At 67.4% G+C, this 18,799-nt stretch carries 5 protein-coding genes; all 5 read left to right on the top strand.

The features are described 5' to 3' along the window. Positions 1-393 precede the first annotated feature (393 nt). The 5 genes from gspE (at position 394) to ACMGF8_RS21970 (ending at position 18,755) form a co-directional block, all read left to right on the top strand. Positions 394-1,815, top strand: a complete 1,422-nt coding sequence (gene gspE, locus ACMGF8_RS21990; protein ID WP_102879117.1) for a type II secretion system ATPase GspE — start codon at positions 394-396, stop codon at positions 1,813-1,815. Then, the gene (gene gspF / locus ACMGF8_RS21985) at positions 1,815-3,026 is read left to right on the top strand and encodes a type II secretion system inner membrane protein GspF (protein WP_102863338.1); all 1,212 of its coding nucleotides are present in this window, start codon (positions 1,815-1,817) and stop codon (positions 3,024-3,026) included. The genes gspE and gspF overlap by 1 nt, the downstream gene beginning before the upstream one ends. Before the next feature lie 543 nt (positions 3,027-3,569). Next, positions 3,570-4,727 carry a substrate-binding domain-containing protein gene (locus tag ACMGF8_RS21980; protein WP_102879118.1) on the top strand — a complete coding sequence of 386 codons (1,158 nt, stop codon included), beginning with the start codon at positions 3,570-3,572 and terminating at the stop codon, positions 4,725-4,727. A 151-nt stretch (positions 4,728-4,878) separates the two neighbouring features. Next, on the top strand, positions 4,879-6,039 hold the full coding sequence (locus ACMGF8_RS21975; protein WP_102863340.1) for a substrate-binding domain-containing protein: 1,161 nt from the start codon (positions 4,879-4,881) through the stop codon (positions 6,037-6,039). 335 nt (positions 6,040-6,374) lie between these two features. Beyond that, on the top strand, positions 6,375-18,755 hold the full coding sequence (locus ACMGF8_RS21970; protein WP_416757079.1) for a filamentous haemagglutinin family protein: 12,381 nt from the start codon (positions 6,375-6,377) through the stop codon (positions 18,753-18,755). The last annotated feature ends 44 nt before the right edge of the window (positions 18,756-18,799 follow it).

Raw genomic sequence — 18,799 nt, 5'->3', positions numbered from 1 at the left:
CCCCGTTAACCACGATGGCCGAACGCAGGCATTGAGCCGTGGGTAACCCGGCAGGGATGCCGGGTTAGCCGCCACCCGGCCATGGATGGCCGGTGGCGGCGGCCCACGGATCAATGCCGGAGTTCGGGCATGCCGAGCCTAGGCGAGGCACCGAGTGGAGGGGCAGAGCGTTTTGCTTACTTTTGCGCTTTTCAAAAGTGAGCCGCTGTAAGAGCGGAACCGTAAGCCGCCGCACCCGCAAGAACGGATATGTACCCAAACCCGCTGTAAGAGCGGAACCGTAAGCCGCCGCACCCGCAAGAACGGATATGTACCCAACCCCGCTGTAAAAGCGGCCCCACAAACGGCCCCACCCGCACCACCGGATATGCACCCCACCAGGAGGCACAAGCAATGACCACCCAGCTCCCCTACGCCTGGGCCAAATCCCAACGCATTCTCCTGCGCCACAGCGAGCAGGGCGCCACCCTGCTGGTCTGCCCCTCGACCCCCGGCTGGTCCATCAGCGAAGCCCGCCGCCAGTTCGGCCCCGCACGCCTGGAACGCATCCGCGACGACGAGCTCGACGGTCTGTTGGCCACGGCCTACGCCGACACCGGCAGCGCCGCAGCGGTGGTCGGGGCCGCGGAGAATGAGGTGGACCTGGACCGCCTGATGCAGGACATGCCGGAAATCACCGATCTGCTGGACACCCAGGACGGCGCCCCGGTGATCCGCATGATCAATGCCTTGCTCACCCAGGCCGCGCGGGATGAGGCCAGTGATATCCATATCGAGCCCTTTGAAACCCACTCGGTGGTGCGCTACCGGGTCGACGGCACCCTGCGCGATGTGGTCTCGCCACGCAAGGCGCTGCACGGGGCGCTGGTGTCGCGGATCAAGATCATGGCCCAGTTGGATATCGCCGAAAAACGCTTGCCCCAGGACGGCCGCATCGCCTTGCGGGTGGCCGGCCGGCCCATCGACATTCGGGTGTCCACGGTGCCCACTGGCCATGGCGAGCGGGTGGTGATGCGGCTGCTGGACAAGCAGGCCGGGCGCCTGCAACTGGAAACCCTGGGCATGGACCCGGACCTGCTGGCGCGTCTGGATGGCCTGATCCGCCAGCCCCACGGCATCGTCCTGGTCACCGGGCCCACCGGCAGCGGCAAGACCACCAGTCTCTACGCCGCCCTGGCCCGGCTGGATGCCAGCACCAGCAATATCCTCACCGTCGAGGACCCGGTGGAATACGACCTGCCGGGCATCAGCCAGATCCAGGTCAACGCCAAGATCGACATGACCTTCGCCCTGGCGCTGCGGGCGATCCTGCGCCAGGACCCGGACGTGATCATGATCGGCGAGATTCGCGATCTGGAAACCGCGCAGATCGCGGTCCAGGCTTCGCTTACCGGGCACTTGGTGCTGGCCACCCTGCACACCAACGACGCGGTGTCGGCAGTCAACCGCCTGATCGACATGGGGGTGGAGCCGTTCCTCCTGGCCTCGTCAATGCTCGGGGTGCTGGCCCAGCGGCTGGTGCGGCGCTTGTGCAACCAGTGCAAGCAAGCCGATCCGGCCAATCCCGGCACCTGGCACCCGGTGGGTTGCCCGGCCTGCAACCACATCGGCTACAGCGGCCGCACCGGGATTCATGAGCTGTTCTGCATCGACGATGACATCCGCAGCCTGATCCACCAGGGCGCCGATGAGCAGGCCCTGCGGGCCGCCGCGCGGCGGGCCGGGATGCTGAGCATGCGTGAGGACGGCGAGCGCTGGGTACGCAGCGGCGCCACCGCACCGGAAGAAATCCTACGTGTGACACGGGACGCCTGATGAATCGCTATCGCTACGAAGCTGCCGACGCCCTCGGCAAGATCGAGTCCGGCCACCTGGAAGCCGACAGCCAGGGCGCGGCTTTCGCCAGCCTGCGCAGCCGCGGCCTGACCGCGCTGCAGGTGCAGTTGGACAGCAACCCAGGCAGCGGCGCAGCTGGGGGGCTCTTCAGCCCCAGGCTCAGCGACAACGACCTGGCCTGGGCCACGCGCCAGCTGGCCAGCCTGCTGGGGGCCAGCCTGCCTCTGGAGGCGGCGCTCAGTGCCACGGTGGAGCAGGCCGAGCGCAAGCACATTGCCCAGACCCTGAGCGCGGTGCGCGCGGATGTGCGCAGCGGCATGCGCCTGGCCGAGGCCCTGGCGGCGCGGCCCCGGGACTTTCCGGAAATCTACCGGGCACTGATTGCCGCAGGTGAAGAGTCCGGCGACCTGGCCCAGGTCATGGAGCGGCTGGCGGACTATATCGAGGAGCGCAACGGCCTGCGGGGCAAGATCCTCACTGCCTTTATCTACCCCGGGGTGGTGGGCCTGGTGTCCATCGGCATCGTGATCTTTCTGCTCAGTTATGTGGTGCCCCAGGTGGTCAGCGCCTTTTCCCAGGCGCGCCAGGACCTGCCGGGGCTGACCCTGGCCATGCTCAACGCCAGCGACTTCATTCGTGCCTGGGGCATCCAGTGTTTCGGCGCCCTGGTGGCGGGGTTCTGGGGGTGGCGGCTGTACCTGCGAAACCCCCGGGCACGCTTGAGCTGGCACAGCCGGATTCTGCGCCTGCCGCTGTTCGGGCGTTTTGTCCTGGGGTTGAACACCGCGCGTTTCGCCTCGACCCTGGCGATTCTCAGTGGCGCCGGGGTGCCGCTGCTGCGGGCCCTGGACGCGGCGCGCCAGACCCTGTCCAACGACCGCCTGAGCCAGAGCGTCAGCGAGGCCACGGCCAAGGTGCGCGAGGGGGCCAACCTAGCGGCTGCGCTGCGGGTGGAGAAAGTCTTCCCGCCGGTGCTGATCCACTTGATCGCCAGTGGTGAAAAGACCGGGGCCTTGCCGCCGATGCTGGAGCGGGCGGCCCTGACCCTGTCGCGGGATATCGAACGCCGGGCCATGGGCATGACCGCGTTGCTCGAACCGCTGATGATCGTGGTCATGGGGGGTGTGGTGCTGGTGATCGTGATGGCGGTGATGCTGCCGATCATCGAGATCAACCAGCTGGTGACCTGAACCGCACATCCCGACCTGACCTGACCGCGTCCGGTCCGGTCCGTAGGCGCTGGCTTGCCAGCGAAGGCGTCGGTCCCGGCGATGCAGGTCTCGCGAGCCCCTTCGCCGGCAAGCCGGCTCCTACGAGGGGCGTAGCGAAGGTGTGCTCCGAAGCGCAGGGCAGGGCAGCCAGAAAATTTCACGCGGCCTGCCTCACTCCCGACCTGGCAATCGGCCAAGCTCGGGTTCCTTGTTCTGTCATGTTCCGGCGCTGTCTGCACCCGCTTCGGCGCTTGCAGAGCGATGTCGGCGCCTGCTCGGACAGACTGGCGCTCAGCGACCCGGGAAAGGCCCGGAAAACGGCGCCAAACACCCGAGAATCTTTTGCCAAAACAGTCGGTTTCTCCCGAGGTTTTTTCCTTTATCTGTCACCGGAAGCTGCGAACTTCTCTCTCCATGGCCTCACCCCTCAAGCCCTCTGGATCAAGGCTTCTGGCCCGAGTGCCATGGCGTCATGCAAGAGCTATTCACCCAACGTACGAACACGACGAAAGGAGATTCTTCATGTTTAAGCGCAACGTTCTCGCGGCATCCCTGACCCTGGCTGCCCTGTGCTCGGCACAGGCTGCTCTGGCTGATATCAACGGCGGTGGCGCCACCCTGCCACAACCGCTGTACCAGACCGCTGGCGTACTGACCGCCGGCTTCGCTCCCTACATCGGCGTAGGCAGCGGCAACGGCAAGGCTGCCTTCCTGAACAACGACTACACCAAGTTCGTGGCCGGCACTACCGGCAAGAACGTGCACTGGGCGGGTAGCGACTCCAAGCTCAGCGCTGCTGAGTTGAGCGCCTACGCCACCGGTCACGAAGCGGCCTGGGGCAAACTGATCCAGGTGCCTTCGGTGGCCACCTCGGTAGCCATTCCGTTCAACAAGGCCGGCACTGCTGCGGTCAACCTGAGCGTCAATGACCTGTGCGGCGTGTTCTCCGGCCGTGTTTCCGACTGGAGCCAGATCGCCGGTTCAGGCCGTACTGGCGCCATCACCGTGGTTTACCGCAACGAAAGCAGCGGCACCACCGAGCTGTTCACCCGCTTCCTGAACGCCAAATGCGCCGAGACCGGCACCTTCGGCGTGACCACCAACTTCGCTACCAGCTACACCGGTGGCCTGCCTGCCGGCGCTGTGGCCGCTGTGGGCAGCCAAGGCGTGATGGATGCCCTGAACGCCGGCGACGGCCGCATCACCTACATGAGCCCGGACTACGCCGCGCCGAGCCTGGCCGGTCTGGACGACGCCACCAAGGTGGCCAAGGTGGCCGGCGTTTCGCCTGCACCTGCCAACGTTTCCGCCGCCATCGGTGGCGTTCCGGTTCCAGCTGCGGCCGATCGCGGCAATCCGGACAAGTGGGTACCTGTCTTCGGCAAGGCCGGCGCAACCGGCACCGTGCCTTATCCCGATACTGGCTACCCAATCCTGGGCTTCACCAACCTGATCTTCAGCCAGTGCTATGCCGACGCCACTCAGAGCGGCCAGGTGCGTGACTTCTTCGCCCGTCACTACGGCGCGACCACCAACAACGACGCGGCCATCACCGCCAACCGTTTCGTACCACTGCCTACCGCTTGGAAAACCGCGATCCGCACCACCTTCGTGACCGCTTCCAACACCCTGAGCATCGGCAACACCAACGTCTGCAACAACATCGGTCGTCCGCTGTAACGGCGAACCCCACCGAGCGGCAACACCCGATCAGCAACGGTTTCGGCCGTTGCTGATTTTTTTCATCCAGCATCTGTTCAGAGCGCGCATCCAGCGGGCTTACGCCCTCCGAACGGCCAGTGACATCACCGGATAGGACAGGAGTCTTGTCATGCCCAAAGCTCAATGGTTGATCGCTTCACTGTTATACGGCGCGTTCTGCGTCCAGCAGGCCCAGGCGGATATCAACGGTGGAGGCTCGACCTTTACCCGGCCGCTGTATCAGACCGCCGGGGTGTTGACCGCGGGGTTTGCGCCCTACATTGGCGCGGATCAGGGCCGGGACAAGGTGGCTTTTCTACAGAACAACTACAGCGTGCTGGTGCCTGGCGCAGCCCCCAAGACCGTGCACTGGGTGGCCAGTGAGTCGAGGCTGAGCGCGGTGGAACTGAGCAACTACGCCTTGGCCTATCAGGCGCAGTTCGGCAAGCTGATCCAGGTGCCTTCGGCAGCCACGAGCGTTGCAATTCCGTTCAACAAGCCCGGCAGCCATGAACTGGACCTGAGCATCGACACCTTGTGTGGGGTGTTCTCGGGGCGTCTGTCCCGCTGGGAGTGGATCCAGGGTTCCGCACGTAGCGGCCCGATCACCGTGGTTTATCCCAAAGGTAGCAGCGGCTTCACCGAGCTGTTCACGCGTTTCCTGAATGCCAAGTGCAATGAAACCGGGACCTTTGCCGTGACCACCTACTTTGATTCCAGCTATTCGGGCGGGCTGCCGGCCGGCGCGCTGGCGGCCAATAGCGGTGACGCCATCATGACGGCGGTGAATGCCTGGGATGGCGCCATCACCTTCATGAGCCCGGCCCTTGCGGCACCGACCCTGGCCGGTCTGGATGACGGGAACAAGGTGGCCAGGATTACCGGCGTCTCGCCGGCGCCGGCCAACATTGTCAATGCCATCAATAGCGTTGCGCTGCCTCCCATCGCCGAGCGCAGTAACCCGGACAAGTGGGTGCCGGTGTTCGGCAGGAACTGGGAACAGGGCGTCTTGCCTTATCCGCAGAGTGGCTATCCGATCCTGGGCTACACCAACCTGATCTTCAGCCAGTGCTATGCCGATGCCACTCAAAGCAATCAGGTCCGTGACTTCTTGGCTCGCCACTATGGCGCGCTTGAGGCTCGAAACAATGACCAGGCAATCAGGGCTCAGGGCATGCTGCCCTTGCACCCGTCCTGGAAAGCCGCCGTGCGTTCCAACTTCCTGAGCGCCACCAATGCCTTGAGCATCGGCAATCCCAACGTCTGCAACGGCATCGGCCGGCCACTGTGAGCGGGCTCCGGCAGCGGCTTGGGCCGTTGCCGGAGCCCAACGTCGCCTGCATTACACCCGCTAGATGAATTTTTCGTGACATCCGTTCGGTCGCGCTCCGCGCCAACGGCCTATCCCCTAAAGCAGTGACGCGTGCCCTGGGCCCTAGGCTCTGTACGAAAAGATTTGAGACGAAGGTCAGGCAAGGCGAAAACGGTCGAGGAAGCGGAGTTTACGGGTTGTAAATGAGCATTCCGAGACCGTTTTCAACGCAGCATCACCGAGTATCAAGGCTTTTCGTACAAAGCCTACAAGCGTCGCGCTCCCGTGGGCGTCATAACAAAGGATGAGTAGTCATGGTTCGCTGCAAACCACCGGTCAAATCCCCAGCCCAGCGCCTTGATGGCGAGTTGCCGAGCCTGCGGCTCAAGCCCCTGGCCCAGGCCATTGCCTTGCTGATGGTGGCGGGCAGTGCCCATGGCGCCACGGCCTTCAGTTCCGGCTGGTTCGCCGCCAAGGGCGCGTCCCAGGCCGCCACCGCTGCGCGCACCAACGGCCAGGTGCCGGGGATTCCGTCGTTGTCCCAGCAGACCCGGGCCAACCAGCAGTTGCAGCGTTCCTTGAGCAATCTCAACGCCAGCGTCGCCGCCATTGCCGCCCAGCAGGCGGCCCAGGCCGCAGCGCGTCAGGCGGCCTTTGGTACGGTGAGCCAGATTCCCGATGGCCTCGGCCAGGGCGGGCTCAAGGTCGACAACAGCCTGGCCCAGGGCTGGATCAACGCCAAGGGGCCGGTGCAGAGCCAGTCCGGCGGCAAGACCACGGTAACCATCGAACAGACCGCCGACAAAGCCATCCTCAACTGGGAGACCTTCAACGTCGGGCGCAACACCACCGTGGATTTTCAGCAGCAGTCCAACTGGGCGCTGCTGAACAAGGTCAATGACCCCAACGGTCGGCCCAGCGAGATCCAGGGCCAGATCAAGGGCGCCGGCACGGTGATGATCATGAACCGCAACGGAGTGATCTTCAGCGGCACCAGCCAGGTCAACGTGCGCAACCTGGTGGCGGCTGCGGCCACCATCAGCGACGAGCAGTTCACCAAGCAAGGCCTCTATGTGGACGCCAACGGCACCCAGCCGACCTTCACCGATGCCCTGGGCAAGGTCCAGGTGCAGCGCGGCGCGCTGATCCAGACCCACCCGGCAGCCAGCTCCACCGAGTCTGGCGGCTACGCCTTGCTGCTGGGGTCGGAAGTGGAAAACGCCGGCACCATTGTCACCGCCAAGGGCCAGACCACCCTGGCGGCCGGCGACAGTTTCTACATCCGCCGCGGGGTCGGCACCAGCGGCAACCAGCACTCGACGACACGGGGCAACGAGGTCGCCACCTCGCTCAAGCCCGGCAGCACGGCGGGCACGGTCAGCAACACTGGCCTGATCATGGCGTCCACCGGCGACATCACCCTGACCGGGCACCGGGTGCAACAGAACGGCGTGGCCCTGGCCAGCACCTCGGTGGACACCCGCGGCACCATCCATTTGCTCAACGCCGCCAGCGACAGCAGCGGCAGCGTGACCCTGGGGCAGGGCAGCACCACCGCGATCCTGCTGGACAGCAGTGGCAACACCGCCCTGGACAGCCAGCGCAACAATGGCCTGATCAACCTCGACGGCACCCCGACCAACCTGATCAGCGGGCCGTTCAACAACTTGAGCAGCGTGGCCGACCGCAGCGACCAGTCGCGGGTGGAGATCGTCAGCGGCGGCACCGTGGATTTTCAGAACGGCTCCATCACCCTGGCCACCGGTGGCCAGGTGGCGGTCAGTGCCGGGCAGCGCAGCCTGGTGCGCGACGGTGCGGTGATCGACGTGGCCGGCGCGGTTGGGGTCAAGGTGGCGATGGAGTCCAACACCATCAAGATCAACGTCCAGGGCAACGAGCAGCGCGACTCGGCGGGCAACCGCGACAGCGGCCAGTTGATCAACAACGATGTCTGGGTCGACCTGCGCGAGCTGGTGTTCGTTCCGGCCGGTACCAACGGCTATGCCACTGATCGCTGGTACACCGCCGGCGGCCTGCTGGAAGTGGGCGGCTACCTGGGCACCCAGGGCCACAACATTGGCGAGTGGATGGCCCAGGGCGGCACCCTGACCTTCACCGGCAAGGAGGTGGTGACCCAGTCCGGGGCCCAGTTGAACCTGTCCGGCGGCACCGTCGATGTGCAGGCCGGCTATATCCAGCAGACCTGGCTCAAGGGCGTTGACGGGCGCCTGTACGAGCTGTCCCGAGCCCCGGGGGATTTGCTCTACACCGGCATCTACAAAGGCTACGTGGACAGCAGCCCGCGCTGGGGCCGCACCGATTACTACTACAACCCGCTGATTGCCCAGCAGCGCCGCTACGAGGCCGGCTACAGCGTCGGCCGCGACGCCGGCAAGCTGGTGATCGGCACCGGCAACGCAGTGCTTGAAGGCCAGCTGGTCAGCGAAGTGTTCAAGGGCGACCGCCAGACCCAGGCGCCCAACGTCAACCTCGACGGCTACCAGCAATCGCACAAGGCCGCGGCCCAGCGCGCGCAACTGATCATTGGCAACTACACGCCGATCTACAACAAGGCCAGCGGCACCCTGCGCTATGCCCTGAGCCCAACCGTGGACAAGGTGCTGATCGAGGCCAACCAGCAGCAGATTGCCGCCGGCCTGGACCTCGCCACAGCCCTGCCGGCCAACCGCCAGGGCCAGCTGGTGCTCGACAGCGACACCCTCAACGGCTTCCAGTTGGGGGCGATCAAGGTCGGCGCCAAACAGCAGATTCAGGTCAACGGCGCGCTGCAGGTGGCGCACGGTGGCGATATCACCCTGTTCGGACCAGAGGTCCAGCTCAACGCCAACCTCACGGCCCACGGCGGCAGCATCAACGCCGGCAACGTGCTGAACCAGGTGGATGTGAACCGCAACTTCGTGGTCGGCGATGTGATCCTCGCGCCCAGCGGCGGCGCCCAGGCCCGGGTCGAGGTGGCCGATGGGGTCAAGCTGGATGTCAGCGGACGCTGGAGCAACCTGGCCCTGGACCCGTCGGACAGCAGCGGCCTGGCCTTTATCAACGGTGGCAAGCTGTCGTTGCGCAGCAGCGGCGACCTCAACCTGGGCAACGGCACCCTGGTGGATGCCAGCTCCGGCGCCAGCCTCGGCTACGACGGCAAGGCCAGCGGTGGCAAGGGCGGCGACGTGACCCTGGCCGCCGATGGCCAGCTCGACCTCAAGGGCGAGCTGCGCGGCCATGGAGTCAACGGTGGCGGCACCCTGGCCCTGCAGGCGCACAAGGTGCTGATCGGCGCCAAGGATGTGGCCCCGCCAGCCGGAACCTTGCAACTGGCGGGGGACTTCTTCAACAAGGGTTTCGGTGCCTACGACATCACCGGCAATGAAGGCCTGACGGTGGCCGACGGCGCCCAGGTCGAGGTCAAGATGCCGGTCTACCGCCTCGCTGCCCAGGCTGGCAGCAGTGCCACTGGCAGCGATCCGGCCAGCGTTCTGCAGCCCTGGCTGCCGGACCTGTACCAGCAAGACGCGGCCAAGGGGGTGCTGACCCAGCGCCGTGGCGCCGGGTTGACCCTGAGCGCCGGCAATCAGTACTCCACGGCGGCCCAGTTGGCCACCACGGCGTTGTCCGTGGGGCAGGGCGCGGTGATCAGTGTCGACCCGGGGCAGGCCATCAACCTGCGCAGCGTCGGTCAACTGACGATGAACGGCACCCTCAATGCCTGGGGCGGCAGCGTCAGCCTCGGTGGTTTGACGGTGGCCAGTTCCGAGGCCGCCAATGCCGCCGGCCACGGGCGTTCGATCTGGGTCGGCGAGCAGGCGCTGATCGACGTGGCGGCGCGGGCGGTGAGCGCGGTGGACAACCGTGGCCGTCATTACGGTCAGGTGCGCAATGGCGGCAAGATCGCCATCGGCGGCGAGATCGACCTGGCCAGCGGCATTGCCAAGGCCAGCGACCTGTTTGTGGTGGTGCGCGACGGTGCGCGTCTTGACGCTTCCGGGGCCCAGGCGGCCCTGGACATTCCCGGCCAGGGCCGGGTGCAGGTGGTCAGCAACGGTGGCAGCATCAGCTTCGCTTCCAACAACGGCCTGTACCTGGACGGCCGCTTCGTCGCCCGGGCCGGGGGCGCCGGCGCGGCGGGGGGCACCTTGTCCCTGGCCCTGGAAAGCCCGTACTACATCAAGAACGCGGTCAACGACCGGGTGCTCAAGGCGCGGGAGCTGGTGCTCAGCCAGGTCCACCAGGGCAGTGGGCTACCGGCCAGTGCCGACGCCGCAGCCGCCAGCCTGGAGTACGGCCATGGCCGCCTCGGGGTGGATCAGGTCACGGCCGGCGGTTTTGACAATCTGGCGCTACTGAGCAACGGCCTGCTGAGCTTTGACGGCGATGTGTCGCTGAACATGGGCCAGAGCCTGCGCCTGTACAGCGGCGCGCTGAACCTGAGCGAGAGTGCCGCGGCCAACGCCCGGGTCAATCTGTCGGCGCCCTACCTGTTGCTGGCGGGCATCCTTGCGCCACTGGAGGCCAAGGATCAGTACCTGCGCCCGGTGTCCACCGGGACGCCATCGCAACGGGGCACCCAGGCGCAGTTCAATGCCAGCGCCAATCTGATCGATGTGCGCGGCAACGTGGTGTTCGGCAGCAAGGGCACCTTGCGCCAGGCCGACAACAGCCTGCTGAGCGTCGAGCGGCGTGGCTTCGACCATGTGCAACTGACCAGCCAGGGCGATATGCGTTTCCTCGCCGGGGCCGGTGTCGATGTGATCGCCAAGGGCATCAGCACCCAGCTGCTGACCCAGGGCGACATGACCCTGCGGGCCGCGCAGTTGTACCCGGCCACCGAGGTCGGGGCCCGGGTGATTGCCGGTTACCTCAACGATATCTCCGGCACCCGCATCAACTTCGACCCCAGCCGTACCCTGACCATCGGCCGCACCGGAAATGGCGACCCGGCGGTGCCGTACTCGGCCTTCGGCCGCCTGCAACTGGGTGCGGCCAGCATCAAGCAGGGCGGGGTGATTCGTGCGCCCCTGGGCCTGATCGAGATCGGCAACCTGGGCGCCAGCCAGGTGGAGTTGCTGCCCGCCAGCCTGACCTCGGTCAGTGGCAAGGGCCTGGTATTGCCTTACGGCGGCACCGTCGACGGTCAGGTCTACAAGTACAACGGCAAGACCGTGACCTTCCTCGGCCAGGGCGCCCTGGTGAATGAGAACAGCGACCTGAGCGTCGGGGTGATCCTCGGGGGCCAGTCGGTGCAGGTGCAACCCAACGCCACCGTGGACCTGTCCGGTGGCGGCGAGCTGCTGGGGGCCGGGTTCATTTCCGGGCGCGGCGGTTCCACCGATGCGCGCTACAGCCCGCTGGTGCAGATCGGCGCCAACGGCAGCTTCATCCTGCCGGGCCTGGGCAGCAACCCGATCTACGCCATCGTCCCCGGGGCACAGCCGGGCTATGCGCCGGTGGCTCCGGAAGGCGGCGCGGTGGACCCGTTGATCGGCCAGCAGATCACCATCGGCAGTGGCGTGCCGGGGCTGGCGGCGGGCACCTACACCCTGATGCCGTCCACCTATGCGCTGATGCCGGGGGCCTTTCGCGTCGAAATCAACGGCTTGGCCGGGCTTGGCAGCGAAAGCGCTGCCCAGCAGCTGCGCAATGGCTCCTGGTCCACCGCCGGGCGCCTGTCGATCGCCAACACCGGGATCAGCAACAGCGTGGCCAGCCAGTTGATCCTGACCTCGGCCGATACCCTGCGGCGCTATTCCCAGTACAACGAAACCGGCTACGCCCAGTTCGCCCTGGCCGATGCGGCGCGCCTCGGAGTGCCCCGGCCGATGCTGCCGGTGGACGCCAAGACCCTGAAGCTGGCGCTGCAAGCGGGGGCTGGGGAGCAGGCCTTCTCCTTCCGCGGCATCGGTCGTTTCGACGCCGCCCAGGGCGGCTACGGCGGCACCGTGGCGATCTTGAACATGGGCAGCGGCGGCATTGAAGTGGTGGCCGCCGGCAAGTCGGCCACCAGCGGCTTCAGCGGCGTCACCCTGGACGCGGACAGCCTCAATACCCTGGGCGCGGCGCGGCTGATGCTCGGTGGCCTGACGCTGGTCAAGTACGGCCAGGGCGGCAACTACATCACCCTGGCCGAAGGCATCAACGCGCCCAAGGGCTCCATCACCTTGCGCGAAGGCGTGACCCTGGCCGCGCCGGAAGTGTTCCTGGTGAGCAACAGCGGCGAGATCGTCCTGGAGCAGGGCGCCTCCATCAACACCCTGGGTCGCGGCAAGGCCAGCTATGACGCCCGGGACGGCTTCACCTACCAGGTGGCCAATATGCTGGCGGTGTCCAATGGCCTGCTCAATGTCATCAGCAAGGTCCAGGCCGGCGGGCAAAGCAGCGGCGGCATCAAGGTCGGTTCCTGCGCCAGCGCGCCCTGCAGCGGGCAGACCGCGCTGTATTCCGAAGGCAGCATCGTCGCCCTGACTGACAACACCTTCGAACTGGGTGATCAGGTGCGCTACGGCACCCGCCACCTGAACCTGGGCCTGAACAACATCAATGTCGGCAGCCCCGAAGCCCTGGCGGCCGCGGCGGCGGGCAACCGCCTGCCCAGTGGCATGACCCTGACCCAGCAAGTGCTGGATCGCCTGCTGCGTGGCGACACCCAGTTCGGTGCGCCGGCCCTGGAGACCCTGCAGCTCTCGGCGCGGGACGGTTTCAACTTCTACGGCAGCGCCACCCTGGACACCTACGACCCGCTGACCGGCAAGTCGCTGCTGAGCAACCTGATGCTCTCCACTCCGGCGATCTACGGCGCGGGCGGGGCCAATGACGTGGCCAGCATCCACACCGCCAACCTGATCTGGCAGGGCGCGGTGACCCCGGCCGGGGCGGTGGTGGCCGGAGGGGCCGGGACCGGCAGCGGGCGTCTGCAGATTGACGCCGAGCGCATCGAGTTCGGCTACGGCGCCTTCGCCCAGCCCAGCACCACCCAGAGCTTCGACCGCCTGGCCCTGGGCTTTGCCAACGTCAACCTGAATGCCAGCCAGCGCATCACCGCCAACCACAAGGGCAGCCTGGCGGTCTACCAGAGCCAGGGCGCCTTCGACCCGCTCAGCGGCTTTGCCTACAGTGGCGGCAACCTGAATATCCTCACCCCGCTGATGACTGGCGAGGCCGGCTCGGTGAACCGCATCAGCGCCGGTGGCGCCATCGACATCGGCGCCTCGGCGGGCCCCCGTGGCGCGGCCAATGGCCAGGGCGCGGAACTGTCCCTGCAGGGCGACAGCATCCGTCTGGCCAGCGCCGTGGTCCTGCCCAGCGGCAAGGTGACCCTGGGCGCCCGTGGCGATGTGCTGCTGACCGACGCGGCGCGGGTCGATGTGGCCGGTCGCGCCATCGCGTTCAACGACCTGACCCGATACGGCGCCGGCGGCGAAGTGTTGCTGCAAAGCCGCAGCGGCAACGTGCTGCAGGCGGCCGGCTCGACCATTGATCTTTCGGCCAGCCACAACCAGGCCGGCAAGCTGCGGGTGGTGGCGCTGGACAGCGCGGCCGGGCGGGTCGACCTGGCGGGCAGCATCCTCGGCGGCAGCAGTGGCCAGTACGATGCCGGCGGCACCCTGGTGCCGTTCCTCGGCGGCGCGGTGGAAATCCAGGCCCAGCACCTGGGTAGCAGCGGCAGCCTGGACGAGCAGTTCGCCGCCCTCAACCAGCGCCTGAACCAGGGGCAGGTCTTTGGCGCCCGCAGCTTCCAGCTCAAGCAGGGCGACCTGACCATTGGCGACGGGGTCAAGGCCAGCAGCATCAACGTCTCGCTGGACCATGGCAGCCTGCGGGTCAGTGGGCGGGTGGACGCCAGTGGCGCTCGGGTCGGCAGCATCAACCTGGCGGCCAGCCAGGGCCTGACCCTGGACAGCGGCGCGCTGCTGGACGCCCACGGCAGCACGCTGCGGGTCGACAGCTTCGGCAAGATCATCGACTCGCCGAACCGCGCCAGCGTGGTCCTGAGCTCGGGCCAGGGCCGCCTGACCCTGGCCGACGGCGCGCGCATCGACCTGCGCCACGGCACCGATGTGGCGTCGGGCAGCGCCCCGGGGCAGAACGACGGCCGCAGCCGCGGCACCCTGGAACTGAACGCGCCGCGCATCGTCCAGGCGGACCAGAGCAGCAATGACATCGACATCGATGCCCGTGGCCGCCTGGATATCCAGGGCGCGCGCTCGATCGCGGTCAACGGCATGATCAGCTACGACGATGCCCCGGAAAAAACCGACGCCACCGCCAGCGGGCGCCCTTACCAGGAGATCACCCAGGCCTACCTGGAGGCCAAGCACCTGCAAAGCACCGCCTTTATCAACGCTGCGCTGCAGAACAACGACCTGCTGCACAACAAGCTGGCCGGCCTGAACAACGCCACCTACGCCGATGCCTTGCACCTGCGGCCCGGGGTGCAGATCGTCAGCAAGACCGCCGACGGCGACCTGGTGGTGCAGGGCGACCTGGACCTGTCCGGCTACCGTTACGCCAGCCTCAACCCCCACACCCAGAAGGACGACAACGTCTACGGCTCCGGTGAAGTGGGCAGCCTGAGCCTGCGCGCCGGTGGCGACCTGAACGTCTACGGCAGCATCAACGATGGTTTCGCCCCGCCGCCGGGCACCGATGACGACAATGGCTGGATTTTGCGGGCCGGCATCGACTTCACCGGTGGCGATATCGTGATCCCGGGGGGCGGCCTGTCCCTGGCCGACGGCACCCTGTTCCCTGGGGGCAGCACCCTCAACTACGACTTGCCGATCAAGGCCCTGACGCTGCCGCAGGGCACGCGCCTGCCGGTGGCGGCGACCCTCAGCGAGAGCCTGGTGCTGCCGGCGGGCACGGTGCTGGCCGCCGCGGTGCGCGACAGCAACGGTTCGTTGCTGTTCGCCGCCGGCACCCTGTTGAACCAGAGCCTGACCCTGAACCCGGGCAGCGTGCTGGAGGCCGGCACACTGCTGACCGCCAATACTGCGGTGAATGCCCTGACCTGGCCCAAGGGCGTGCCCCTGCCGGGCGTTGCCGGGGCGCGTAACCTGGTGGTGCTCGACGGTGGCAAAGAGCTGTCCCGTGGGGCGCTGATTCCTTCGGGCACCGATATCAAGCTGCCGGGCGGGGTGGCCTCGGTGCTGTTGCGGCCGGAAAACGGCGGGCGCCAGGGCAAGCTCTGGGCCATCGCGCCGATGCTGACAGAGGGCGCACAGTCCTGGTCCCTGCGCCTGGTGGCCGGGGCCGACACCGCGGCGGCCGACAGCCGCGTGCTGCAGAGCCAGACCACGGCCGGCAACCTGCACCTGGCGGACAGCCATTACGGGATGTTCGGTCAGGCGCAGTATGTCTGGACCGAAGAGGGCTCCCTGGACTTCTTCGGCGACGACAGCATGGTCGGCCAGCCGGTCAACTTCGACGAGTTCGGTGACCCTGCGCTGTGCGACAACACCCCCAGCTACTGCGCCGTCGGCGACTCCTACGCCCTGGTGCCCAGCAGCACCCGGTTCAGCGTCGTGCGCACCGGTGCCGCCGACCTCGACCTGCTGGCGGCGGGCAACCTGAGCATGGATTCGCTGTTCGGCGTGTACACCGCCGGCACCTCCTCCAGCGCCACCTCGGCCAGCGATCCCTACAACCTGGCGCGGGGAGGCAACGGCCAGAAAGTACTGAACAACGTCGCCGGCGGCTACGAGTCCCTGGTGGACGGTGGCGCCAGCAGTGTCTACCGGACCTGGTACCCGGACGGCGGCGGCAACCTGCGGATCAAGGTCGGGGCGAACCTCGGCGGCAACATCGTGACCCTGCCCAACCAACTGCCCCCGGGCCGCCCGGTGGCCAGCGACACCGGCAACGACTCCAGCAACGTGGGCAACTGGCTGTGGCGCCAGGGCAATGACCTGAGCGGCGGCGTGGCGCGGGACACGGCCTGGTGGATCAACTTCGGCACCTACACCGCCAACAGCGCTGGCGGTGCCGATCAGATGGTCGGCTTCACCGGCTTCGGCACCCTGGGCGGCGGCAACCTGGAGGTCGAGGTCGGCGGTGATGCCGGTGCCCTGGCGCCCATGGCGGCGCCGGTCTACGCCAGCTACGTCAACCCGCGCAGCACCGGGCTGATCCTGGCGGTGGGCAGCACCGGCCGGGTGGCCGCCGATGGCAGCCGGCAAGTGACCGGCGGTGGCGACCTGACCCTGCGCGTCGGCGGGCAGGTCAACCCCTACAGCCAGGTCGGCTTTGGCGTGTTCAACGGCGCCCTGGTGAACCTGCGCGGCCATGCGCAACTGAGCAGCGCAGCCCTGGGCAGCCTGGACCTGCACTACGGCGCCCAGGCGGCGGACCAGAGCCGCAGCGAAACCCGGGCCTTCGAGCCGCAGCGGGCGACCCTGGCGGTGGCCGCAGGCGGCATGACCCTGATGCCGGGCGATGCCACCTTCAGCCTGTCGACCCGTGGCGACCTGGTGCTACAGACCGTGGCCGACCCCGGCGCGCGCGCCCTGGCCAATGGCTGGGCCTACCAGGGCGCCAGCGGGGCCACCGGTATCGGCCAGAGCTGGTTCTCCCTGTGGACCGAGCGCAGCGCCATCGACCTGTACTCGGCCGGGGGCAACCTCACGCCGTTGACCAGGGGCACGGAAACCGACATGGCCACCGTCTACCCGCCGACCCTGCGCGCCGTGGCGGCCAGCGGCAGCCTCTACTACGGCCAATCCAGCCTGTATGAGGCGGGGGCGGCGGTGGTTCCGGCGGCACTGGTGCTGGCGCCTTCGCTGTACGGTCAGTTGCAGCTGCTGGCCGGTGACTCGATCTACGGTGGCGAGTTGACCGTCAGCCGCTCCAGCGCTTCGGCGCAGGCGCTGGCGACCCCCGAGCACCCAGCCTTCATGGCCACCAGCGCGACCCTGGAAGGGATTCCCCTGGCGGCCAGCGGCAATCTCTCCGCCGATGGCAACCGGGCCCGCGGCGGGGTGTTCCCGCTGTTTGCCTTCGGTCCCAACACGGCGACCAACCAGTGGGCGGGCAACACCGAGCCGTCGCGGTTCTATGCCATCAACGGCGACTTGCTGGGGGTCAGCAGCGGCCGCGTCCTGACCCTCACCACGGCGTCCGACCCACGCCTGGGGCAGACCTACTATGAAGGCGGTGGCGCAGTCTGGATGAAGGCCGGCCAGGACATCGTCAGCAGCGGCACCGGTCTTGGCGGGGCCAAGGGCGGCAACAGCACCTATGGCGAATACACCTTCAGCGGCAACCTGTTCGTGCACCACAACCCCAACGACATCTCCATCGCCAGTGCCGGGCGCGACATTCTCTACAGCAGCTTCAACGTTGCCGGCCCCGGTACCCTGGAGCTGACCGCGGGGCGCAACATCCTCATGGAAGACCGGGTCAGCGTCACCAGCCTCGGCGCCGTGGCGGCGGGGGACAGCCGTCCCGGGGCGAGCATCGTGATGCAGGCCGGGGTCGGTGCCAGCGGCCCGGATTATCGACGCTTTGTCGAAGCCTATCTGGACCCGAGCCGCCTGGCTCAGCCTGGCGAAAGCCTGTCGGCGGGCAAGGTGGCCAAGACCTACGAGGGTGAGCTGCTGGACTGGCTGGCGCAGCGCTTCGGCTTTGTCGGCGACAGCGCCCAGGCCCGGGCCTACTACGCGGCCTTGCCGGCGGAGCAGCAGCGGGTGTTTGCCCGGGAGGTGTATTTTGCCGAGCTCAAGGCCGCCGGGCGCGAGTACACCCAGGACGGCGGGATACGCCAGGGCAGCTACGCCCGGGGTCGGGCGGCGATTGCCGGGCTGTTCCCGAGTACCGATGTGGCCGGCAACCCGATCACCTACAAGGGCGATATCACCCTGTTCGGCGGCGCCGGGGTGCACACCGATTTCGGCGGCAATATTCAGATGCTGACCCCGGGCGGCCACCAGACCTTCGGCATCGAAGGCACCGCGCCGCCGGCCTCGGCCGGGGTCATCACCCAGGGCGCGGGGGACATCCAGCTGTACTCCCTGGGCAGCATCCTCCTGGGCCAGAGCCGGATCATGACCACCTTCGGCGGCTCGATCATGGGCTGGTCGGCGGCGGGCGACATCAACGCCGGCCGGGGCTCCAAGACCACCGTGGTCTACACCCCGCCCAAGCGGGTCTACGACACCTGGGGCAACGTCAGCCTGTCACCGTCGGTGCCCAGCACCGGGGCCGGGATCGCCACCCTCAACCCGATTCCCGAGGTGGCGGCCGGCGACATCGACCTGATCGCACCCCTGGGCACCATCGATGCCGGCGAGGCGGGTATCCGGGTCTCGGGCAACGTCAATATCGCCGCACTGCGGGTGGTCAACGCGGCGAACATCCAGACCCAGGGCAAGTCGTCCGGGGTGCCGGTCACGGCGGCGGTCAATACCGGCGCCATGAGCTCGGCCAGTGCCGCGGGTTCGGCGGCGTCCCAGGCAGCGGAGGAGGCGGCGCGCAATCAGCAGGCGGCAGCCAGGCAGGGCCGGGCGTCCATCGTCACCGTGGAAGTGCTGGGCTTTGGTTCCGAACCGGTGCAACGCCAGCGTGAAGAAGCCAGCCGCGCCCCGGGCTACAACCCCGACAGCCCAGTGCAGGTACTGGGGGCCGGGCCCTTGAGCGAACAGGCCCGGGCGCGCCTGACCGATGAGGAGCGTGGGCAACTGACGCTGTAAGGTGCTCTCGTGGTAGCAAGGCGTGGGATGAAGGTGCTGCCCAG

Origin of the sequence: Pseudomonas sp. BNK-7 (assembly GCF_048072025.1) — a bacterium.
In the GTDB taxonomy this organism is placed as follows: domain Bacteria; phylum Pseudomonadota; class Gammaproteobacteria; order Pseudomonadales; family Pseudomonadaceae; genus Aquipseudomonas; species Aquipseudomonas danubii.
The sequence above is the reverse complement of the archived record's forward strand: the minus strand, read 5'-3'. Positions and strand labels throughout refer to the sequence as shown.

Bases quoted from the DNA above. Each gene is read 5' to 3' on its own strand.
- gspE (WP_102879117.1), top strand. From the start codon at position 394: ATGACCACCCAGCTCCCCTACGCCTGGGCCAAATCCCAACGCATTCTC.
- gspF (WP_102863338.1), top strand. From the start codon at position 1,815: ATGAATCGCTATCGCTACGAAGCTGCCGACGCCCTCGGCAAGATCGAG.
- ACMGF8_RS21980 (WP_102879118.1), top strand. From the start codon at position 3,570: ATGTTTAAGCGCAACGTTCTCGCGGCATCCCTGACCCTGGCTGCCCTG.
- ACMGF8_RS21975 (WP_102863340.1), top strand. From the start codon at position 4,879: ATGCCCAAAGCTCAATGGTTGATCGCTTCACTGTTATACGGCGCGTTC.
- ACMGF8_RS21970 (WP_416757079.1), top strand. From the start codon at position 6,375: ATGGTTCGCTGCAAACCACCGGTCAAATCCCCAGCCCAGCGCCTTGAT.